This window comes from Mesorhizobium sp. B283B1A, from assembly GCF_020165735.1.
GTDB lineage: Bacteria > Pseudomonadota > Alphaproteobacteria > Rhizobiales > Rhizobiaceae > Mesorhizobium > Mesorhizobium opportunistum.
The window spans coordinates 18,506-40,024 of record NZ_JAIUIQ010000037.1 but is presented as its reverse complement, the minus strand read 5'-3'; the positions used below and the strand labels follow the sequence as shown (position 1 = coordinate 40,024).

The following is a 21,519-nucleotide window of genomic DNA, read 5'->3' as shown; positions in this document are numbered from 1 at the left end:
GTTGCGCTAGTGGATGACGAAGGTGGAGGGGCTTCGGCCAATCCCGGGGCTCTACCTGTCCTTCACCGTTTCCATCGCCACGAAGGTCGAGGTCTGGGCGACATGGGGTAGGGCCGAGATGCGCTCTCCGAGAACGCGGCGATAGGCGGCGATGTCCTTCGTGCGGACCTTCAGCAGATAGTCGAAGCTCGATGCCATCATATGACACTGCTCGATCTCGGCTACACCCTGCACCGACCGGTTGAAGGCGTCGAGCGCCGCGGAGCGGGTGTCGGACAGTTTCACCTGGACGAAGGCGACATGGCCTTCACCCATGCGCTCGCGGTCGATGATCGCCTGGTAGCCCCTGATATAGCCGTCCTTCTCCAGCCGCTTCACCCGTGCCTGCACCGGCGTTTTGGACAGACCGACCTTTGCCGCCAGTTCGGACATGGAGAGCCGGCCATTGCTTGCCAGTGCCGACAGGATGTTCCTGTCGATGCGGTCCAATTGATCTTCTGTCATTAAAATGGCAGTCTGTTTGTTAGATTTTGACCGCGATGATAGATGAAATGACCTGCCATGTCGATTTCTTTGGACCGGCTGAAATTCCGCTCCTGTGCTAGCTTGCGCCATTCGGTCCGGTGACCGCCGGCCCGCTCCCCGATGCTCGCTCCGCAGGACCGCCATGCCGCTCGACACCATCCGCCAGCAGATCCGTGCCAACTACCTGCCCGACGAAGACGAGGCCGTGAAGCGGCTGGCCGAGGTGACGGGGCTTTCGGCGAAGGACCGCAAGGCGATCTCGGCCCGCGCGGCCGATCTGGTGCGCGCGGTGCGCGGCTCGTCCGATCCGCGGCTGATGGAAGTCTTTCTCTCCGCCTATGGCCTCTCCACCAAAGAGGGCGTGGCGCTGATGTGTCTGGCCGAGGCGCTGCTGCGCGTGCCGGACACCGAGACGATGGATGATCTCATCGCCGACAAGATCGCACCGCACGACTGGTCGTCGCATTCGGGCGGTTCGAGCTCCATCTTCGTCAACGCCTCGACCTGGGCGCTGATGCTGACCGGCCGCGTCCTCGATGAGGGCGAGGGCGGCATCGAAGGCACGCTACGCTCGATGGTGCGGCGGCTGGGCGAGCCGGTCATCCGCAAGGCGGTGGCGGCCGCGATGCGCGAAATGGGCGAACAGTTCGTGCTCGGCCGCACTATCGCCGAGGCGGTCAAGCGCGGCCGGCCGATGACGCAGAAGGGCTATCTCTATTCCTTCGACATGCTGGGCGAGGCGGCCCGCACCGAGGCCGACGCGCTGCGCTATCACAAGGCCTATGCCGACGCCATTTCCTCGCTCGACAGCGGTTCCAACGGCCCCGATATCCGGCAGAACCATGGCATCTCGGTCAAGCTGTCGGCGCTGCATCCGCGCTACGAGGTGGCGCAGAAGGAAGAGATGCTGCCGGTGATGGCCGAGCGGCTGCTGTCGCTGGCGCTGGCCGCACGGCATTCGCGTATGGGTCTCAACATCGACGCAGAGGAGGCCGACCGCCTCGATCTATCGCTCGACGTCATCGAGCGGGTGCTGGCCGAGCCGGAGCTCGCCGGCTGGAACGGCTTTGGCGTCGTCGTCCAGGCCTACGGGCCGCGTGCGGCCTTTGCCATCGACTGGCTCTACGCGCTGGCCAAGAAATACGACCGCAACATCATGGTGCGGCTGGTCAAGGGCGCCTATTGGGACACCGAGATCAAGCGGGCGCAGACGCTCGGGCTGCCGGGCTATCCCGTCTTCACCCGCAAGGCCAACACCGACGTCTCCTACATCGCCTGCGCGAAAAAACTGCTTGGCATGACGGACCGGATCTATCCGCAATTCGCCACCCACAATGCCCACACCGTCGCCGCCATCCTGTCGATGGCCGACAACCGCGACGCCTTCGAGTTCCAGCGCCTGCACGGCATGGGCGAGGCGCTGCACGAGACGGTGCGCCGGTCCGAACGCACGCGCTGCCGCATCTATGCGCCGGTCGGCGCGCATTCGGATTTGCTTGCCTATCTGGTTCGTCGTCTGCTGGAGAACGGCGCCAATTCCTCCTTCGTGCACCAACTGACCGACGAGGACGTCGAGCCGGAGGACATCGCGCGCGATCCGCTGGAAACCGTCGAGAGCCAGGGCCCTGCCGCCAATCCAGCGATTGCCCGGCCATCCCAGATTTTTGGGGCCGGCCGCCGCAACTCCAGGGGATTCGACATCACCGACACCGTGACGCTGGCGGCGATCGACAAGGCCAGGGCGGCCTTTGCCGGTTCCGACCGCTGGCATGCCAAGCCGATCACGCGCGCCGCCGGCTACGGCAAGCAGCGCCCGATCGTCAATCCGGCGAAGCCTGACGAAGTGGTCGGTACGGTTCACGAGGCCGCCGCCAAGCAAGTCGCGACCGCAGTGCGTATCGCGGTCGAGGCGCAGCCGGCCTGGGCCAGGCGGCCCGTGGCCGAGCGTGCCGTCATCCTCAACCGTGCCGCCGATCTCTATGAGGCGAATGCCGTCGAGTTTTTCGCGCTCGCCGCCCGCGAGGCCGGCAAGTCGCTGGCCGACGGTGTGGCGGAAGTGCGCGAGGCCGTGGACTTCCTGCGCTACTACGCGGCCGAGGCGGCCAATGCCGAGCCGGGCACGCAGGCGCGTGGCGCCATCGTCTGCATTTCGCCGTGGAATTTCCCGCTTGCCATCTTCACCGGCCAGATCGCGGCAGCGCTGGTCACCGGCAATTCGGTGATCGCCAAGCCGGCCGAGCAGACGCCGCTGATCGCCTTCCGCGCCGTCGAACTGCTGCGCGAGGCCGGCGTGCCGGAAGACGTGATCCAGTTGCTGCCCGGCGACGGCCCATCGGTCGGCGGGCCGCTGACTGCTGATCCACGCATCGCCGGCGTCTGCTTCACCGGTTCGACCGAGGTCGCCAAGCTGATCGAGAAACAGCTGGCCGAGACCGCCGCGCCCGACGCCATGCTGATCGCCGAAACCGGCGGCCTCAACGCCATGATCGTGGATTCCACCGCGCTGCCCGAGCAGGCGGTGCGCGACATCCTGGCCTCGGCCTTCCAGAGTGCCGGCCAGCGCTGCTCGGCGCTGCGCGTGCTCTATGTGCAGAAGGACGTCGAGAAGAAGATGCTGGAGATGCTGAAGGGCGCGATGGAAGCGCTCAACATCGGCGATCCCTGGCGGATCTCGACCGATGTTGGCCCGGTCATCGACGACGAGGCGCAGGCTTCGATCCGCGATTATTGCACCACGATGGGCCTGCAGGGCCGCCTGATCGCTAAGCTCGAGGCGCCGAAAGACGGGCGCTTCGTCGCGCCGCATGTCTTCCGGGTCAAGGGCATCGAGGACATGGAGCGCGAGGTGTTCGGCCCGGTGCTGCATGTCGCCAGTTTCGACGCCGACGAGATCGACGCGGTGATCGCCGCCATCAACCGCAAGGGCTATGGCCTAACGTTCGGCCTGCACACCCGTATAGAAGGCCGCGTGCAGCATTTCGTCGACGGCATCCATGCCGGCAACATCTACGTCAACCGCAACCAGATCGGCGCCGTCGTCGGCTCGCAGCCGTTTGGCGGCGAGGGGCTGTCGGGCACCGGGCCGAAGGCCGGCGGACCGCACTATCTCCGGCGCTTCCGCAAGGGGCCGGAAGCCGGCACCGAAGTTGGCGAGGGCCACAAGGTGACGGCGACCGAACTGGCCGACAACCTGCCCGATCCGACACTCGGCGGCTGGTCGACGCGGCCTGATCGCATCGCCATCCTGAGGAAGCATCTGCGCGGCAAGGGCGCGGCCGCCATTGGAGCCGCTGCCGGTATCGACTTCGGCCAAGTCGACCTTCCCGGGCCGACCGGCGAGGCTAACACGCTATCGCTGTCGCCGCGCGGACGCGTGCTGTGCCTCGGTCCCGACGCCGATACGCTGCTTGCCCAGACGATCCAGGCGCTTGCCGCCGGCAATGCGGTCCTGGCCGTGGCGCCGGGCGCACCGGCCGCACTCTCGGCTTTGACCGGCAAGGGATTGCCGCTGGCCGCGATCGACGGCCGGCCCGATCCAGTCGAGGCGCGCTCGCTGCGCGTCGATGTCGTCGCTTTTTCGGGTACGGCTGAAGCGACGCGTATCGTGCGCAAGGTCATTGCCGACAGGGCTGGTCCGATCGTGCCGCTGGTCAGCGAGGTGCTCAATCCGGCGGTTTATGCGCATGAGCGGGCCGTCTGCGTCGACACGACGGCGGCGGGCGGCAATGCGAGCCTGCTCGCCGCGGCTTAGGAGGAAGGCTTTTCCCTTGCCATCGGCTTCGGGTCCCTTGTCATCGGCTTGGGGCCGGTGCAAAGGGCAAGAGCCCGAAAACCTGGGCATCAATCGGGGCAAGCCGCGCATGCCAAGCACGACAATGCTATTCGAGCTTCCTCGAGTAGGCGTTATCATCACTTGTCACAATTATTGCGCCTATGTCGGGGATGCGATCCGCTCGGTGTTGGCGCAGACCTATCAGAAATGGGACTGCGTCATCGTTGACGATGCCTCGACGGATGGTTCGGCCGAACATGTGCGCCAGCTTCTCGAAACGATAGGCGACCCTCGCCTGCGTCTGCTGGTGCGGCCGCAAAATGGCGGCCAGATTGCAGCGTTCCGTGACGGTTTTGCCGCCGGCGATCAGCCATTCGTGGCGTTCCTCGATGCCGATGATGTCTGGCTGCCGAATTTTCTCGCCGCGCACCTGTCGGCTCATCTGAACTTGGTACACCCGGCATCTCTGTCGAGTTCCGACGTCCTTGTGGTCGATCGCGATCGCGTCGTCCTTGGTGGCACCTACGTTATGATGCGCAAGCCACGTTCGGAGATGGACCCACGCGGTGTCGCCGTGCCGCCCACCAGTCGGCTCGGCGAAATAGCCGCAGGCATCGGCTATTCCACGGAACACGCGATCACCTACTTCGGACCCCGAACCTATGGTTGGCTATGGGCGCCGACATCCTCGATGGTTTTCCGACGCGGAGCGCTGGAACCGGTTCTGGCCTTCCCGTTCCAGTCCCGCATGAGCACCGACTATCTTACGGCGACCTGCGCGCATTTGGCGGCCGGCAGCTTGCTCCTGTCCGAATGTCTGGGCCTCTACCGGCTGCACGGGGCCAACGCCTCCACCAACGATGCCTACGCGGGTGGACATGTCCAGCAGACGCCGGCGCATAACGCCAGCCACATCAAGCTGGGCGCCGAAGTCCTGGACTATGTCCTGGCCGATGCCGAACGCCTCGACTCGATACACGGCAAGGGCTTCGTGTCAGAGGTGCTTGCCCATCATCTAAGGCGATTTGGCAGGCTGTTTGACGATCCACGCATAGCGCCCTTTCTCAGCCCAAGAAACCGTTGGCGATGGTGGCGCAAGAGTGCCGTCCGGCATCTGCGGCGCTTGTTCGGCCAAGCCTAAAAGTTGGTGTCGTGGTCGCTGGGACCTACGCCTCTTCCGGGGCGCAACCGAAAATGCAGCGACGGCACTTCGCCGCCTTGATGTAGCAGGACGAGACTTCAGGCGGCTTGCACGACGTTTCCATCGTCAGGCACCCTCGACGACGGAAAAGCCCTCGAATTGCGGGTGACCGAGATAGTGGACTTTCGTGGTGCCGACATTCCTGTGCGCGGCACGGAAGTTCTCCGACTTGGTCCAGGCGACGAAATCGTCGTGGCTCGCCCACACCGTGTGCGAGGCGAACAGCGTGTAGCCTTCGGTCTCGTTGACCGGGCCGCGCAGCAGATGGAATTCGCGGAAGCCTTTCATCTCGGCAAGGCTGGAATCGCGGTTCTTCCAGACGGCTTCGAAATCGGCCTCCGAGCCGGCCTGCACCTTGAAGCGGTTCATGGCGATGTACATGGGGTTCCTTTCATGCGGACGTTGATGGTTGGCGCGGCGGCAGTTCGTTCCGGGCGTATTCAAAATGGGCCGATTTCAGCCTCGAACTCCAAACTCGAGCTTGCGGCCTGAGGCGGAATTGGAGGGAAGGGCGCGGCCTTGCGCACGATGCCGAGGGCGGTCTGATCGAAGTTGGGCGATCCTGAGCTTTGCAGGATGCGCAGTTCATCGATGCCGCCTCGGCTGCCGATGACGAACGTCACCACGGCGTTGTTGCGTGCGGTCAGTTGCACCGAAGGCGGGACGCTGCGGTTGACACGGCTAAGCTTTCTGATGACGTCACTGCGATAGCTGAATTCCGCGTCGCTGCCTGCTTCCTTCTGCTTTTTACCCTTGCTGGCCGCCTGCGCCAGTTCATCCCGGCCATCCGCCGTGCCGCGCTTCTCGTCCGCTGTTTTTGAAGGGGCGGCAGCCGGGGTTGGCCTGGCGCTGGGGATTGGCGGTTGGTCTGGAACGGCGACAGGCATTTCGACGGTTTCGGCCTGGACGCCTGGCTGTGCCGGCGTTTCCGTCTTGGCAGTCATATTCTCAGCGGCGACGCTCTGGTTATCAGGGCGCGGCGTTGCCGCCACCAGTATGTCCGGCGTGGCCACAGACTGTTTGGCTGGTTCCGGCGAGGGCTCCGATGCCTGCTTCGCCGCGTCCCGGACAGGCTCGGGAGCATGCTTCACGGTTTCTTGCTCAGGCTGCAAAGGTTTTGTGGGCGGTACCGGCTTGGCTGCCCTTGGGGGTTCTGACTTGGCCGGCGGCGGGCTCGGCACCAGCTTGACATTCACTGCCGCCGGATCCTTGTCCAGTGCGCTGCCGGCTATCTTGTCTCCGACCTGATCGCTGCCTTCCGGCTGCACCGCATCCTTGGAATCGAACGATCCCGAGGATGAAATCAGAAAAGCCGCCGCCACGGCGGCATGGAGCAGGCCGGAGGTGACGATTGCCGTCGCCCACTTGCCGGCGCCAGCAGTCGGCCCCACCAACGCAAGCGGTTCGATTGGTTTTATAGCCAGCTCGGCGCTGGCGTCGGGGAGCGGGCTGATGTCCTGCATGTCTCGCGACGAGACCTGCAGCGACCTGAGCAGAATTGTCAAATCAAGTTCGTTCGCTGACGGCGGCTGCTGGTCATAGGCAGCCATCGGCCAGGCCACAGTGTTTCGCGTGAATGCGGGATGCAGTCCCAACGCCGTTCTCAGACGCCGAACGCGATGCCGGTCTTGGTGCCTGTCTTCAGCTTGCGCATGCAGGCGTTCGGTTCGACGCCGGTGCCGGCGCATTCCGTTGCGCTGTTGATCAGCACGCGGCTGATCTTGGCGCAGTCGGTGCCGGCGAGATCGAAACGCGTCACCTTGGTTTTGCCGGCCGGCAGATCCTTGAAGTCGAGCACGGTCAGCCGGTCGACGACACCGGCCTCGTTGAACAGCGCGATCTCGAACGCCGCCTTGGAGAGGTCGGCGCCGAGACTGTTGTTGACCAGGAAGGTCAGCCGGCAGCCCTTGTCGGAAGGCTGCGCGGCGTTGAGTTCGAGGGTGAGCGCGGGAACCGGCGCGGGCTCTTCAGCCCACGCCGGAGCCGTCGCAAGCGACATCGCCAGCATCGAGGTCAGCAGACGAAGGGATGTCGTCAAGCTCGTCATGGTCATCAGCCTCCAAAGCGCATGGTTGCCGCCAGCTTCAAGGTTACGCCGGGCTCGTAGACGGCGACTGTCGTGCTGCCGTTGAGCGGGTTGACGTATTTGACATCGAACAGATTGTCGGCGCGGAAATCGACTTTGAGATTGTCGGTGGCCTGGTAGCTGGCGAAGGCATTGACCAGCGTATAGTCCTCGGCCACCGCATTGCCCTTCGGCTTGCCATTGTACTGCACTTCGCCGCCGACGGTTAGCCTGTCTTCCAGGAAGCGCAGCCCGAGCTGCGCCGTCACCTGCGAGGAGGGGATGGTGGCGAGGTCCGCCCGGTCGCCTTCATACGATATGGTATAGCCGTTGGTGATCGAGGCAGAGAGACCTGCATAACCCCATGCCGCGTCGTATACGCTTTCCAATTCGAAGCCGTTGATCTTTGCCTTGGCGAAGTTCTGGTACTGGAAGCAGATCGGGATGCCCGGCCCAAACGGGCAGCCGCTGGTCGGGTCGAACGGCGACAGCGTCACGCCATCGACATAGTCGTCGACGTCGTTGTTGAAATAGGCCGCCTTGAGATGGAACGCGTCGCCGGTCTCAAGGATGTCATTCTGCTTGTAGTTGATGCCGAATTCGGTGGTCTTGCCTGTCTCGGGCCGCAGATTGGGGTTGGGCAGGAAAGGAAAGCTGACGCCGGCCGGATGATTGCCGCTGATCAGCGTCTCCGTGATCGATGGCGAGCGATAGCCTTCCGCATAGGTGCCATAGAACTGAAGGCCTGCAAGCCCGGCGGATTCAAACGGCGAGACACCGACGGTAATGCGCGGCGATACCCTGTCGCCGGAAATGTCGTGGGTATCGTCCTTCAGGCTGTAGCTGTCGTAGCGCAGGCCGCCGATCACCTCGAGCCACTCCCAGGTGAGCTTGTCCTGGACATAGGCGCCGGACACGTTGCGCTTGCCCGAAGGCGTATAGAAGCTGTCGCCGCCGGCAGCGCCGCCGGTCTTGACGTTGTCGCCGACCCAGTCGCCGCCATAGGTCAGTTCATGGGCGACGCCGCCCGTTTCGAACCGGGACGTATTCCAGATGTCGATGCCGGTCGTGCCGACGTCAAATGTCGACTGCGATCCTGCCGGGAGAACCACGGGCAGGCCGGTGACCGGATCGAAGCGGTTTTGCGGAACGAGGCTGGTCAGATCGAGATTGGTCCTGTTGTATGAGGTGTTGATGTGGAGATCGAGCCAGCTCTTGTCCTCATCCGTGATGTTGTAGCGGGCCGTGAAGGTGTTCGACTTCAGGTCGACATCGTTGACCGGCACGCCGCCGCTGGTTTCGTCCCAACTGTCGTTGGAACCGACCCAGCCGAGCTTCAATTCGCTGTTGTCAGTCGGACGGAGGGTGGTCTTGAGCAGGCCGCTCAGCACGTCGAAGCCGGTGCCGTTGACGGTATCGCCGCCGCCATCCTTGTAGTTGTCGTAGTTGCGGTAGACGATATTGCCGAGCGCATCCCAGTTCTCGTTGAAACGATAGGCGCCGGAGGCACTGGTGGTCCAGCCCTTGCCATTGCTCTCATAGCGCCCGGTTACCGAAGCGCCCCATGTCTCCTCCGGCTTGAGGAAGTCCACGGCATCCTTGGTGTCGAAGAAGACGACGCCGCCGATGGCGCCCGAGCCGTAGGTGTTGGCGACGGGACCACGGATCACGTCGACGGATTTGACGAGCTCCGGGTCGATGTAGAAGGTCGACTGGGTGCCGTGGTCCGAACGCTGGAAATCCTGCCGCGCGCCATCGACGATGACCGCGACGCGGCCGAAATCCTGCAGGCCGCGTATGTTGATGCTGGTGCTGACGCGCCTGGCGTCGGCCTGTGTCGCAACACCGGGAACACCGAGCAGCATCTCGTTCGGCGTCGTCGCCATGCGGCGGTCGAGTTGCTCCTGGTCGACATGGCTGGCCGAGGCCAGCGATTCGATCGCCGTTTCGCCGGTGCGGCTGATGACCAACACCTTGTCGAGCAGCGTCGCGCCCGCAGGCGCCGCTTTTTCCTGATCGGTCTTTTTCGCCTCATCCGTCAGCTGCGTTGCCTGCTGGGCGTTGGCAAGTTGCGCCGATAACGCGATCGCCGCCACGCCTGCCAGCAAAACCGCCGCACCGTTCGCCGCCAACCGGCCGCGCCGTTCCCAATTCATCAACCCCATGCCCCAACTCCAGATTCCAAGTTCGATGCTGGCTCGCCCGGGGCTGGCTGGCATTTTTGATCGTGTCCGGCGTCTTAAATCTTGACTCGTTTGCTCCGGTATTGCACTGACTAATAAACATGATTATTCGAGTCAAGAAATGAATCGGTAATTATGCAACGCCTAGCCAGATGCCCGGCACAGGAAAGGGATCGACCCAGATGAACACGCACAATCCCAATGACTTTCGCCATCGCGTCCGCCGTTCCGACGACACCGCAGTCCGTTTCGATCGGATCCCGCTGGCGGTGCGAACGCTCTCCAGCAACACGCTGTTCCAGGGCGAGCACGAGATCGGCATCGAGCACCATGGTGCTCTCTACAGGCTGAAGATCACCCGGCAGGGCAAGCTCATTTTGAACAAGTAACAAGCTATCAGGGGTAAGACATGGACCAGCGCGTAAAACCCGCCCCACATGAAATCCGGCGGGCACGGATGGAGAATCCGAAAACGCGCGAGCGTGACCTGGCGAGCCAGCTCGGCATTTCGGAGGCCGAGCTGGTCGCCGCGCATTGCGGTGACGGCGTGGTCCGCATCGAGCCGCGCGTCAACGATATACTGACCGGGCTCGAGGCCGTCGGGGAGGTGATGGCGTTGACCCGCAACGAAAGCGCCGTGCATGAAAAGATCGGCGTCTACGACAAGGTCGTCACCGGCAACCACAATGCCATGGTGCTTGGCGAAAACATCGATCTGCGCATCTTCCCGAAAATCTGGGCGCACGGCTTTGCCGTTGAAAAGCGCGATGGCGAAGAGATCCGCCGCAGCCTGCAGTTCTTCGACGCGGCGGGCGAGGCGGTGCACAAGGTGCATTTGCGGCCGGGCTCCAGCCTCTACGCCTACCAGAAGCTGGTCGCCTCCCTGGAATCATCGAACCAGGAGCCGACGATCGACATTTCAGGGCCAATCTCCGAAGAGAACGAGGCCTCGGCGGCCACCGCCAATCTCGACGATTTGCGCGACCGCTGGAGCCGGCTGACGGATGTGCACCAGTTCTTCGGCATGCTGAAGACGCTGAAGCTCAGCCGCCGCCAGGCGGTGCGCATGGTCGGCCAGGATTATGCCTGGCTGCTCGACAATGACGCGGTCCAGGCCATGTTCCATCACGCCGCCCAAGGCGAGATGCCGATCATGTGCTTTGTCGGAAACCGCGGCTGCATCCAGATCCATTCCGGGCCAGTCAAGTCGATCAAGCCGATGGGGCCGTGGATCAACGTGCTGGACGAGACCTTCCACCTGCACCTGCGGACCGACCACATTCATGAGGTCTGGGCGGTGCGCAAGCCGACCAAGGATGGCCATGTCACATCGCTCGAGGTCTACGCCGCCGACGGCAGCATGATCATCCAGTTCTTCGGCAAGCGCCACGAAGGCGAAAGCGAGCGCGACGATTGGCGGTTCCTGGCCGAGAACCTGCCGCGCATCCCAAACCCCACGGCAGCCTGAGGACAGTGTGATGCGTTCTTTCCTGAACATGCCGGCCCTGAATCGGCCGGCCATGAACCTGCCGGCAGTACGCCGATCAATCCTTGCGCCGATGATCGGCCTCTCCCTTGCTTTTGCCGCGCTGCAGCCGGCCGGCGCCGCCGAAGGCGTCTCGGTCTTCTCCGACCCGTCGAAGATCGCGGCGATAGGCGGTTCGATCACCGAAATCGTCTATGCGCTCGGCGAGGAGAAACGTCTGGTGGCCCGCGATTCCACCAGCAATTATCCAAAGGCCGCGCTCGACCTGCCCGATATCGGCTATATGCGCGCGCTCTCGCCCGAGGGCGTATTATCGGTCAATCCGACCGGCATCCTGGCGCTGCATGGCAGCGGCCCCAGGGAAGCCGTCGATGTGCTGAAGAAGACCAGCATTCCGTTCATCGAAGTGCCCGAGCATTATAGTCACGAAGGCATTCTCGAGAAGGTCCGCATTGTCGGCAAGGCACTCGGCGTCGACGCCAAGGCCGAGGTGCTGGCCAAGGAGCTCGATGCCAAGCTCACCGCCGCCGAAAGGCGGACGGCCTCGATCAAGGAGCGCAAGCGCGTCCTGTTCGTGCTGTCCATACAGGGCGGCAAGATCCTGGCGGCCGGCAGCGACACCGCGGCCGACGGCATGGTCAGGCTGGCGGGCGGGGTCAATGCCATCGAGGGCTTCTCCGGCTACAAGCAACTGTCCGACGAAGCGATCATCACCGCCAGGCCGGACGTGATCCTGATGATGAGCAATGCCGGGCCGCCGGTGTCGGACGACGAATTGTTCGGCAATCCGTTGATCGCCTCGACGCCAGCGGGTGCCGCGCGCAAGCTGATCCGCATCGATGGCGGCTATCTGCTCGGCTTCGGGCCGCGCACGGCGGATGCCATCCACGATCTCGCCGTCTCGTTCTACGGCGCGCAGGTCACGGACTGAGCATCATGGTCGATCAGTCGATCGCCGGCCCGGTGAAGGTGATGGCGAATGCATCCGAAGGCGACCGCTCGGGTCGCGCCCGCATCGTCATCCTGCTGTTGTGCGTGGGGCTCGCGGCTGCCGTGTTCCTGTCGCTGACATCGGGTGCGTCCGACGCATCCGCCGTCAACGTCATCAGGGACTGGTTGTCTGGAGCCGTTCCAGGCGATGCGGCGCTGAGCGCGCGCGACAGCCTGATCGTCTATGACATCCGCTTGCCGCGCGTCGTTCTCGGCATGCTGGTTGGTGCAGCACTTGCGGTCTCCGGCGCCGTCATGCAGGGCCTGTTCCGCAATCCGCTGGCCGACCCCGCCCTGATCGGCGTTTCGGCCGGCTCCAGTCTCGGCGCGGTGGCCATCATCGTGCTCGGTGGGACAATGTTAGCTCCAGTGACGGCCTTGCTCGGCACGCTTGCGTTGCCGCTGGCGGCGTTCTTCGGCGGCCTTGCCACGACGCTGGTGCTCTATCAGGTTGCCACGCGGCGCGGGCAAACCTCGGTCGCCACCATGCTTTTGGCCGGCATCGCGTTGGCAGCGCTTGCCATGGCGCTGACCGGAATCCTGATCTTCACGGCTGACGACCGCCAGCTGCGCGACCTGACCTTCTGGTCGCTCGGATCGCTCGGCGGCGCGACCTGGGGCAAGATCGCTTCGGTCGGGCCGATCATCGTGCTGGCATTGGCAGCGATGCCGTTCCTGGCGCGCGGCCTCAACGCACTGGCGCTGGGTGAGGCGACCGCCGGCCATCTCGGCATTCCGGTGCAGCGGTTGAAGTACACGGCCATCATCGGCGTTTCGGCGGCGGTCGGCGCATCGGTCGCCGTCAGCGGCGGCATAGGCTTCGTCGGCATCGTGGTGCCGCATCTGCTGCGCCTGCTGATCGGCCCGGACAATCGTTACCTGCTGCCGGCTTCGGCGCTGCTCGGCGCCTCGCTGCTGCTGCTCGCCGACGCTGTCGCCCGCACCGTCGTGGCGCCGGCCGAATTGCCGATCGGCATCGTCACCGCGATAGCCGGTGCACCGTTCTTCCTGTGGATCCTGCTGCGCAAGCGCGGCGTGATTGACCTGTGAGGCTTGGGATTATGAGGCTGGGATGATCGAGGCGAGGGATGTTTCGGTTGATATCGCTGGCAAGCGCATCGTCGGCGGTGTCGATTTCGATGCACGGCCAGGCGAGGTGGCGGCGATCGTCGGCCCCAATGGGTCGGGCAAGACGACCTTCCTCAAGGCCCTGTCGGGCGAACTTGCCTTTACCGGACGCGTCGTTCTCAACGGCCGCGATCTCTTGGCCATGAAGCCGGTCGAGATCGCCGTCCAGCGGGCGGTGCTGCCGCAGGCGACAACACTGTCGTTTCCGTTCACCGTGCGCGAGGTGGTCAAGCTTGGCCTTGTCGGTGGCCGCTCGGGCGCCTTGCCGGGCGAGGATCTGCGGCTGCCGGAGCGGGCGCTGGCGCGTGTCGATCTCGACGGCTTTGCCGGGCGTTTCTACCAGGAGCTTTCGGGCGGCGAGCAGCAGCGCGTCCAGCTTGCACGCGTGCTGTGCCAGGTCTGGGCACCGGTGCTCGACGGCAGACCGCGCTATCTGTTCCTCGATGAGCCGGTTTCCAGCCTCGACATCAAGCACCAGCTGATCATCATGAACATCGCCCGCGACTTTGCCAGAAGGGGCGGTGGCGTGGTCGCCATCCTGCACGACCTCAATCTGACGGCCATGTACGCCGACCGCATCTTCGTCATGCATCGCGGCCGGCTGGCTGCGACCGGTTCGCCACGGGATGTGCTGAGCGATGATCTGATCGAGAAGGTTTTCGACTGCCGGCTCCGGGTCGGTGTGCTGCCGACCGGCAACATGCCGTTCGTGCTGCCGCAATCGTCGGTCGGTTGATATTTCAGGTAAGGCCGGCCTGGCCAGGTCAGGCGGCCGGGGCGCGGCGCTCCAGCATATCGATGCCGAGCAGGCTGCGCACATTCGGGCGCGCCGCCACCATATCGGCGATCGTGTAGCGCTCCAGCACCGCGAAGAACGCGTTCAGCGCTTCACGCAGCGCCGAATTCAGCGCACAGCTGTCGACCAGCGGGCATTCGGCGGCATCGTTTTCGAAGCATTCGGCCATGGCGAAGCTTTCTTCCGTCACCCGCACGACGTCGAACAGGCTGATCGCTTCGGCAGCGCGGCCAAGCCTGACGCCGCCATTGCGACCACGCACGGTCTCGACAAGGCCGTGCTCGACCAGCGGCTGCAGGATCTTGAACAGAAACAGTTCCGACACCGAATAGGCGGCCGCGATCTCCGGAATACGGCTCAGCCGGTCGTTGTTGGCGGCACAATACATCAGGATGCGCATGGCATAATTGGTCTGGCGTGTAAGCCGCATTTCGTCCTCACTCAGCGCTGGTGCGGTGCAACGCGCCAGATTCCAGAACTTGCCGGCGCGGCTCTCATCCGGAATTTGGGATTCGCCGCGCTGGCCTTGGCCGAATATGGCCTATACCTTGGAATAATTCCAGACTAGCCGGGCATTATAGATGAATATTCTCGTCAACTTTATGTGCGGAGCCGGGCAAAACGCGGGGCGATGTGGCTGTCACGGGCATTTCGGCGGTCGCAACACTAGATAGGCTCGAGATCCAATCCCAGAGATCGGCGAGGAGCAGTTCATCCATGGCACAATCGGCTTCGTCCCTGGCGCCAGTCCGTTTCGATGCCGACGCTGCCGCCAAGCTTTCCGCTTTGCGGCGGACGAAGTTCGTCGCCACGGCCGCGCTGGCGCTTTGCGTGCTGGTGTTTGCGTTGGCCAAGTCGTTCGAACACACCTATCCGTGGCTGGGGTTCGTCGCGGCCTTCGCCGAGGCGGCGACCATCGGCGGTCTGGCCGACTGGTATGCGGTTGTGGCGCTGTTCAAGCGGCCGCTTGGGCTGCCGATCCCGCATACAGCCATCATTCCCGAGAACCAGAACCGCATCGCCGACAATCTCGGCCGCTTCATCGAGGCGAACTTCCTCGCCCCGGAACCGGTGCGTGAAAAGCTTGCCGAGGTCGATTTTTCGGCGCTGGTCGCCGACTGGCTGGCCGACGGCGAACGCGCAGCCGGGCTGTCGCGCTTTGTCGTGCGGCTGGTGCCGCAGACGCTGGTTGCCGTAGAACAATCCGGCCTGCGTGGCTTCGTCACCAGCCGCATGCTGGAGCAGATCGAAAAGGTGCCGTTGGCGCCACTCGCCGCCGAACTCTTGTCCGCGCTCACTGACGACCGCCGTCACCAGAAACTGTTCGACGAATTCACCAAGGTGATCGGGCGGTTCCTCAATGACGAACAGGCACTGGCAACGATGCGCGAAAAAATCCGCGAGGAGCTGCCGTCGCTGTTCAACCTGTTCCGGGCCGACGCCTATCTCCTGAAGAAGATCGTCGCCTCGGCCGGCTCGCTGCTCGACGAGGTGCGGGCCGATCCCGACCATCCGATGCGCGCCGAATTCGACCGTTTCGCCCAAGGCTTCATCGAAAAACTCAGAACGTCGAAGCAATATGCCAAGCGCGCCGAGCAGATGAAGCGGGATTTTCTGGCCCGGCCGGAGGTCAAGGGATTGACCGGCGACATGTGGGCAAGCCTCAGCCTGTTCATCGAGCAGGACGCCAAGGCGCCGAATTCGATGATCCGCGCGCATCTCGCCAACATGTTCGTCGAGGTCGGGCGCCATCTTGCCGGCGACGCGCAGATCCGGGCCGACATGAACCAGGGGTTCGTCGTGGCGCTCGCCTCCTTCGTCGAGAGCCAGAAGAGCGGCGTGTCGAAATTCATCGCCGATCAGGTCAAGCGCTGGGACCTTGCCCAACTGACGCGGCTGATCGAGATGAACATCGGCAGGGACCTGCAATACATCCGCTTCAACGGCATGATCATCGGCGGGCTGGCGGGTATCGCGCTCTACACGATCGAGCTCCTGCTCCCGGTCAATTGATGCGCATCGGTCGCCATGCCCGTGTTCGAAATGGACACGCGGCAGCCGAGTGCTATGCTCCCGACGAGGCACCCGCATCCGCGGCATAGGGGAGAAGACATCATGGCCAAACAACCGGAATCCGATTCCTTCATGGATATGTTCGGCAGGTTCGGCCGCGACCTGAAGGTGCCCAATGTCGATGTCGAGGCGATCCTTGCCCATCATCGCAAGAACCTCGAAGCCTTGGAGAAATCGGCGCGAGCCGGCGCCGCGGGCGCGACCTCGCTGTTGTCGAGGCAACGCGAGATGCTGCAGGACACGCTGCGCGAGGTTGCCGACATGGCGCAGGGTTACCGGGCGCCGGGCAATCCGCAGGAAATCATGGCCAAGCAGACGGAGTTCGCCAAGAAATCCTTCGAGGCCGCGCTGAAAAATGCTGGGGAAGTGGCTGAATTGGCCCGGAAATCCGGCACCGAATCGATCGATATCCTGCGCGCGCGCATCAAGGAGGCGATGGAGGAAATCCGCGCCGGTTATGGGCAGAAATAGGCTCTCGAGGCCTGTCGCTCCGCCTTCATCCGGGCACGCCGGCTCGCAGTTCCGCAACCTTGCGCGTAGTTGCATCCACGCCATGGAATAAGCGCCAGCAGGGCCGGGAGGCCCGAAAATCCGGATTCGACCCTGCCATTGAATCGCAAGGCATGGCACGATTCCGCTGGAATTCGGCGGAACGGATTCGCGCAGGGCGAATTGACAGAGGCCGTCAGTTCGTGGTCCGGAGGCGCTGAAAGCGATCGGGAAAGCAGGAATGACAGAAATACGGCCTAAAACGCCGCCGACCTACGAGCAGTTGAGGACGATGTCCGGGCAGGAACTCGGCGTCTCGGAATGGACCACTGTCGACCAGGACCGTATCGACCAGTTCGCCGAATGCACCGGCGACCATCAATGGATCCATGTCGATCCGGAACGGGCGCGGCGGCAAAGCCCGTTTCGCACCACGATCGCGCATGGCTACCTGACGCTGTCGATCATCGGCGCGCTGGCGCTCGGCATGGGAATCGTGCCGGAGAATACGCAGGCTGCGTTCAACTACGGCTTCGACAAGGTCCGCTTCCTGGCGCCGGTCAAGGTCGGCGCGCGCATCAGGCTGCGTACGGTGCTGCTGTCCATGGAAGACAGGGGGCCCGGCCAGTATCTGATGAAGGCCGCCAACACGGTCGAGATCGAAGGCGAGGAGAAGCCGGCGCTGACGGCTGAAACATTGGTCTTGCTCTATGAGCGCCGCAAACGGGCAGGGGCCTGATATCCATATTCAGGTGAGGCCGGCTTGCAAACGCTGGCCTCCTGCGCATCCCCGTTCTACTGCGTCACAGTAGAACTGTGGTCACGTACTTCAGTACGCTCCGCTCCGGCTCCCGGAAACCACCACTATTGTGAGGCGGAGGTGCTAGGTATCCGGCTGGCAAAAACGGGCCGAAAGAACTGCTAGGATCAGCGCAGCTAGCACCATGCCGGTTGCCGCTTCGAAAGTGGTCTGCATTCCCTGCGCAGCCGCGGCCGGCGACGGGATCGCCGTGTCCGCAGCGCCTTGCCCCGACGCGACCGCGAATATCGCCCCCATCAAGGATGCGCCTGTGATCAGGCCGAGATTGCGCGACAGGTTGAGCAGGGCTGATATCACCCCGCGCTCGCCGGCGCCGACACCGCTCATGACGGCCGCATTGTTGGAGGTCTGGAACAGGGCGTAGCCGAAGCAGGTGACGGTGATGGGAACGACATAGCTGGTGATGCCGAGCTTCGTCATCGCGAGCGACAGCAGTAAGGTGCCCATGGCGAGGCTGAGCAGGCCGGCGACCATCATCCTGTGGGCTCCGAAACGATCGGCAAGTCGTCCGGCCAGCAGCGCCGACAGGGCCGAGACCAGCGGCCCGGTGGAAAGCACCAGACCAACCATCGCGGCATCCAGCCCAAGCCCGCGCGACAGATAGAACGGCGCAACCACCAGGGTCGCCATCATCACCGTGGCGACGATCAGGCTCATCACCAGGCAGGCGCTGAGCTGGAGGTCGCGGAAGCTGGCGAGCTGGACCAGCGGTGTCTTCACTCTCGTCTGCGCAATGGCAAACAGGATGACGCCGATGCCGGCCGCGGCCAGCAGGCCGATGTTGAGCGCGCCGAAACTACCCCGGCCAAGCGTCATCGCCATCGCATAGGCGCCCAGGGTCAGGGCGAGCAGCGCCGTGCCTGTCGCGTCGAACTTGCGTCGGGCGGCATGCGTTCCATTGCTGCGAGCGGGCAGGGCACGCCAGGCGAGCGCAAAGGTCAGGAGGCCCAGCGGGACATTGACCAGGAAGATCGCCCGCCAGCCGAGGCCGGCGATCAGCAAGCCGCCGAGCGAAGGACCGAGTGTCGTGCCGATCGCGGACATAGCGCCGAGCAGGCCCATGGCGCTGCCAGTCCGGTCCTTGCTCACCGTTTCGGCGACAAAGGCCAGCGTCAGCGCCATCATCAGCGCCGCCCCCAGTCCTTGGACGACGCGCGCGGCGATCAGCAGCCACAGTGTCGGCGCGAGGCCGCAGAGCACGGACGCCGCCGTGAACAGTGCGATGCCGCCAAGCAGCAACGGCCGGCGCCCGAACATATCGGCCAGCCGCCCGGCGCTGACGATCAGCGTGGTGATGGCAAGGAGATAGGCCAGGACCACCCATTGCACGGCCTGGAACGAGGCCCCGAACGTCTGCATCAGCGACGGCAGCCCGACACTGGCAATGCTGGTTCCGAGTGACGACAAAAGCGTGGCGAGCGACAGGCTGGCCAGCGCCCAGCCGGCGGATTCTTTCTGTTGCGGCGCTGATATCAGCCCATTTTGCTCGGCGACTGCCATGACGATCTCCTTTTGTCGGCTCCGGTACCGGAGCTGTCGGAGGTCTAGCCCTGTGGCTGATATGGCGGAAGGCGCAGCATTTGCATCATACTCGTGCATCAAACGCCATATCATGCTATGATCGGCCGATGACGTCACCCGATCTCAATCTGCTCTTTGCGCTGGACGTTCTGCTCGCGGAAGGCAGCGTGGCACGCGCCGCGCGCCGTTTGCGTCTCAGCCCTTCGGCCATGAGCCGGACACTTGCACGGCTGCGCGAGGCGACAGGCGATCCCCTGCTGGTTCGCGCCGGACGCGGCTTGGTGGCGACGCCGCGCGCGGAAGAATTGCGGCGGCAGGTCGGCCCTGTCGTCCAGGATGCGGAGGCGCTGCTGCGCCCCGCCGAACTGCTTGATCTCTCAAGCCTGGACCAAGTCTTCACATTGCGCACCAACGAAGGCTTCGTCGAGGAATTCGGACCACGTCTCGTCGCCCGCATCGAGGCCGATGCGCCAGGGGTGCGGCTGCGTTTCGCGCCGAAGTCCGACAAGGACGCGATGTCGCTGCGCGAAGCGGCGATCGACTTGGAAATCGGCGTCGCCGGTGAAACCGGTCCCGAAGTGCGTATCCAGGCGCTGTTTCGCGATCGCTTCATCGGTGTTGTTCGAGCCGGCCATCCCTTGGGCGAAGGCCCGGTGACGCCCGAGCGCTATGCGGCGGGCCGGCACATCAGCGTCTCGCGGCGTGGCCGCGAGAGAGGGCCGATCGACGAGGCCCTGAGCGCGCTTGGCTTGCAGCGGACGGTCGTGTGCATGGTGTCGGGTTTCTCGGCCGCGCTCGCCATGGCACGCGGCTCGGACCTGATCGCCAGCGTGCCCGAGCGGCATACGGTTGGTGCGCGCGCCGGCATGCATAGTTTTCCGCTGCCGGTCGCCATCGCGGATGTCACCATATCGATGCTCTGGCATCCGCGCCTCGATGCCGACCCGGCGCAACGCTGGTTGCGTGACTGCGTGCGGGAGGTTTGCGTGAGCCGCTGAGATCAGCGCGCTATCGCCGCCTCGAGCACCTTGAAAATCCGTTTGTCTTCGCACTGGGCAGCATTGAAGCGGAGGAAACGGCTGGCGGTCTGGGACAGGCTGAACGCGTTGCCGGGCGCCAGCACGACATTATCGGCCAGGGCGCGGCGTGCGACTTCGGCCGCGTCCACGCCATCGGGCAGGCTGCACCACAGGAACAGCCCGGCCGGCTGGTCGATCCAGGGCGTGATGCCGATCGCCTTCAGGCGGGTGCTGGTCTCGCTCATAGCGCGCGCAAGCCTGGCGCGCAGCAAGTCCATGTGCTTGCGGTAGCTGCCGTCCTTCAGCAGCGTCAGCACCAGTTCTGCCGCCAGCCGTCCGCCACCGAAGGTCGTGGCGATCTTGAGGTCGGTCAGGCCCTCGATCCAGTCGCGGGGCGCGGCGATGAAGCCGCAGCGTACCGAGGCCGACAGTGTCTTGGAGAAGCTGCCGATCTGGACAACGCGGCTGAGACCATCGAAGGCCGCCAGCCTGGGGGCGGGGGCATGTTCGAAATCGGCGAAGATGTCATCCTCGACAATGGTCAGGTCCGATTGATCGGCGAGTTTCAGCAGCCGGTGCGCCGTGACCGGCGACAGGATCGCGCCGGTCGGGTTGTGGATGGCGGAATTGGTGATGTAGAGCCGCGGCCGGTGTTCGGCGAGCGCCTGCGCGAACAGCTCGATATCCGGTCCCGATGGCGTGTAGGGAACGCTAACCACCTTGGCGCGGTGGGCGCGCAGCAAAGCGTGGAAATTGAAATAGCAGGGATCGTCGACCAGCACCGTGTCGCCGGGCTCGATCAGGAACCGGCACAACAGGTCGATGGCCTGCGTGCCCGATTCGGTCAGCATGATCTGTTCAGGCGAGACTTCGATGCCATGCCCGGCCATGCGCCGCGCCAGCAATTGCCGCAATGGCGGCAAGCCGAGCGGCGTGCCGTAATCGGCGAGCGCGACATCATCGGCACGCGCCACCGTGCGCAGCGCGCGACGCAGTCCGGCCTGCGGCATCCATGAGGCCGGCAGCCAGCCGCAGCCGGGTTTCAGGATCTCGTCGCCGGCTTCCAGCGACTGGCGCGAGACCCAGAGCGGATCGACGGCGCGGTCGAGGCGAGGGCCAATCTCGGCCAGCGACAGCGGCGCCAGCGATCCGGCGGCATAAAAGCCGGAGCCCGGCCGGGAGCGGATCGCGCCTTCGGCTGCGAGCCGCTCATAGGCCTCGACCACGGTGGATTTCGACACCTGCATGGATTTGGCGAAGGCGCGGATCGAGGGCAGTCGCGCTCCCGGTGTCAGGCTGCGCGCGGCGATACGCTGGCGAATGGTCGCCATGACAGTCTCGACGAGGGTGGTCGCGACAATAGCGTGTGCACCGTCCGGTTCCAAAGCGGGTTCGGCCATCTGTACTGCTCAATTGTTCATTACAGTTTCGTGAAATTGTATCCCATTGTC

General features: G+C 64.2%; 19 protein-coding genes. 11 read left to right on the top strand and 8 right to left on the bottom strand.

Features of this window, described 5'->3' with window-relative positions; genetic code table 11:
• Nucleotides 1-51: 51 nt before the first annotated feature.
• The gene (locus tag LB577_RS25630) at nucleotides 52-504 is read right to left on the bottom strand and encodes an Lrp/AsnC family transcriptional regulator (protein ID WP_224689445.1); all 453 of its coding nucleotides are present in this window, start codon (nucleotides 502-504) and stop codon (nucleotides 52-54) included.
• Nucleotides 505-667: 163 nt separating this feature from the next.
• On the opposite strand from LB577_RS25630, the gene putA reads away from it, so the two are divergent.
• Together putA and LB577_RS25620 are read left to right on the top strand one after the other, a co-directional pair.
• Complete coding sequence (putA, locus tag LB577_RS25625) at nucleotides 668-4,276, top strand: bifunctional proline dehydrogenase/L-glutamate gamma-semialdehyde dehydrogenase PutA (RefSeq protein WP_224689444.1); 3,609 nt, start codon at nucleotides 668-670, stop codon at nucleotides 4,274-4,276.
• Nucleotides 4,277-4,385: 109 nt separating this feature from the next.
• A complete protein-coding gene (locus LB577_RS25620) occupies nucleotides 4,386-5,438 on the top strand; it encodes a glycosyltransferase family 2 protein (RefSeq protein WP_224689443.1) in 1,053 nt (350 codons plus the stop codon).
• A gap of 126 nt (nucleotides 5,439-5,564) precedes the next feature.
• Here the strand turns inward: LB577_RS25620 and LB577_RS25615 are convergent, their stop codons facing one another.
• From LB577_RS25615 to LB577_RS25600, 4 genes are read right to left on the bottom strand one after another with little or no spacing between them, the layout of a single operon-like run.
• Complete coding sequence (locus LB577_RS25615; RefSeq protein ID WP_224689442.1) at nucleotides 5,565-5,879, bottom strand: antibiotic biosynthesis monooxygenase family protein; 315 nt, start codon at nucleotides 5,877-5,879, stop codon at nucleotides 5,565-5,567.
• 59 nt (nucleotides 5,880-5,938) lie between these two features.
• A complete protein-coding gene (locus tag LB577_RS25610; RefSeq protein ID WP_318013559.1) occupies nucleotides 5,939-7,048 on the bottom strand; it encodes a TonB family protein in 1,110 nt (369 codons plus the stop codon).
• A gap of 53 nt (nucleotides 7,049-7,101) precedes the next feature.
• Nucleotides 7,102-7,545, bottom strand: coding sequence for a hypothetical protein (locus tag LB577_RS25605; RefSeq protein ID WP_224689441.1), 444 nt, complete (start codon nucleotides 7,543-7,545; stop codon nucleotides 7,102-7,104).
• Between the two features lie 5 nt (nucleotides 7,546-7,550).
• Nucleotides 7,551-9,728 carry a TonB-dependent hemoglobin/transferrin/lactoferrin family receptor gene (locus tag LB577_RS25600; RefSeq protein ID WP_224689440.1) on the bottom strand — a complete coding sequence of 726 codons (2,178 nt, stop codon included), beginning with the start codon at nucleotides 9,726-9,728 and terminating at the stop codon, nucleotides 7,551-7,553.
• Between the two features lie 200 nt (nucleotides 9,729-9,928).
• On the opposite strand from LB577_RS25600, the gene hemP reads away from it, so the two are divergent.
• The 5 genes from hemP to LB577_RS25575 are packed head-to-tail and all read left to right on the top strand — an operon-like array spanning nucleotide 9,929 to nucleotide 14,086.
• Nucleotides 9,929-10,135, top strand: a complete 207-nt coding sequence (gene hemP, locus LB577_RS25595; RefSeq protein WP_224689439.1) for a hemin uptake protein HemP — start codon at nucleotides 9,929-9,931, stop codon at nucleotides 10,133-10,135.
• A 20-nt stretch (nucleotides 10,136-10,155) separates the two neighbouring features.
• The gene (locus LB577_RS25590; RefSeq protein WP_224689438.1) at nucleotides 10,156-11,214 is read left to right on the top strand and encodes a hemin-degrading factor; all 1,059 of its coding nucleotides are present in this window, start codon (nucleotides 10,156-10,158) and stop codon (nucleotides 11,212-11,214) included.
• A gap of 10 nt (nucleotides 11,215-11,224) precedes the next feature.
• On the top strand, nucleotides 11,225-12,163 hold the full coding sequence (locus tag LB577_RS25585) for a hemin ABC transporter substrate-binding protein (RefSeq protein ID WP_224689437.1): 939 nt from the start codon (nucleotides 11,225-11,227) through the stop codon (nucleotides 12,161-12,163).
• Nucleotides 12,164-12,168: 5 nt separating this feature from the next.
• Complete coding sequence (locus tag LB577_RS25580; protein WP_224689436.1) at nucleotides 12,169-13,272, top strand: FecCD family ABC transporter permease; 1,104 nt, start codon at nucleotides 12,169-12,171, stop codon at nucleotides 13,270-13,272.
• Between the two features lie 22 nt (nucleotides 13,273-13,294).
• A complete protein-coding gene (locus LB577_RS25575) occupies nucleotides 13,295-14,086 on the top strand; it encodes a heme ABC transporter ATP-binding protein (RefSeq protein ID WP_224689435.1) in 792 nt (263 codons plus the stop codon).
• A 28-nt stretch (nucleotides 14,087-14,114) separates the two neighbouring features.
• Here LB577_RS25575 and rirA read toward each other — a convergent pair whose 3' ends face one another.
• Complete coding sequence (gene rirA / locus LB577_RS25570; RefSeq protein WP_013895047.1) at nucleotides 14,115-14,576, bottom strand: iron-responsive transcriptional regulator RirA; 462 nt, start codon at nucleotides 14,574-14,576, stop codon at nucleotides 14,115-14,117.
• A 287-nt stretch (nucleotides 14,577-14,863) separates the two neighbouring features.
• Between rirA and LB577_RS25565 the strand changes: the two genes are divergently transcribed.
• From LB577_RS25565 to LB577_RS25555, 3 genes are all read left to right on the top strand, one after another.
• Entirely contained in the window at nucleotides 14,864-16,159 is a 1,296-nt protein-coding gene (locus tag LB577_RS25565) for a DUF445 domain-containing protein (protein ID WP_224689434.1), read from the top strand.
• A gap of 102 nt (nucleotides 16,160-16,261) precedes the next feature.
• Nucleotides 16,262-16,690, top strand: a complete 429-nt coding sequence (locus LB577_RS25560) for a phasin family protein (RefSeq protein WP_023780364.1) — start codon at nucleotides 16,262-16,264, stop codon at nucleotides 16,688-16,690.
• A 259-nt stretch (nucleotides 16,691-16,949) separates the two neighbouring features.
• Entirely contained in the window at nucleotides 16,950-17,447 is a 498-nt protein-coding gene (locus LB577_RS25555; protein ID WP_140573867.1) for a MaoC family dehydratase, read from the top strand.
• A 144-nt stretch (nucleotides 17,448-17,591) separates the two neighbouring features.
• On the opposite strand, the gene LB577_RS25550 is transcribed toward LB577_RS25555, so the two are convergent.
• Nucleotides 17,592-19,028 (bottom strand): MFS transporter, encoded by a 1,437-nt coding sequence (locus tag LB577_RS25550; protein ID WP_224689433.1) that lies wholly within the window; start codon nucleotides 19,026-19,028, stop codon nucleotides 17,592-17,594.
• Nucleotides 19,029-19,156: 128 nt separating this feature from the next.
• Between LB577_RS25550 and LB577_RS25545 the strand changes: the two genes are divergently transcribed.
• Complete coding sequence (locus tag LB577_RS25545; RefSeq protein ID WP_224689432.1) at nucleotides 19,157-20,047, top strand: LysR family transcriptional regulator; 891 nt, start codon at nucleotides 19,157-19,159, stop codon at nucleotides 20,045-20,047.
• Nucleotides 20,048-20,049: 2 nt separating this feature from the next.
• Here LB577_RS25545 and LB577_RS25540 read toward each other — a convergent pair whose 3' ends face one another.
• Nucleotides 20,050-21,468, bottom strand: coding sequence for a PLP-dependent aminotransferase family protein (locus LB577_RS25540; RefSeq protein ID WP_224689431.1), 1,419 nt, complete (start codon nucleotides 21,466-21,468; stop codon nucleotides 20,050-20,052).
• Nucleotides 21,469-21,519 lie beyond the last annotated feature (51 nt).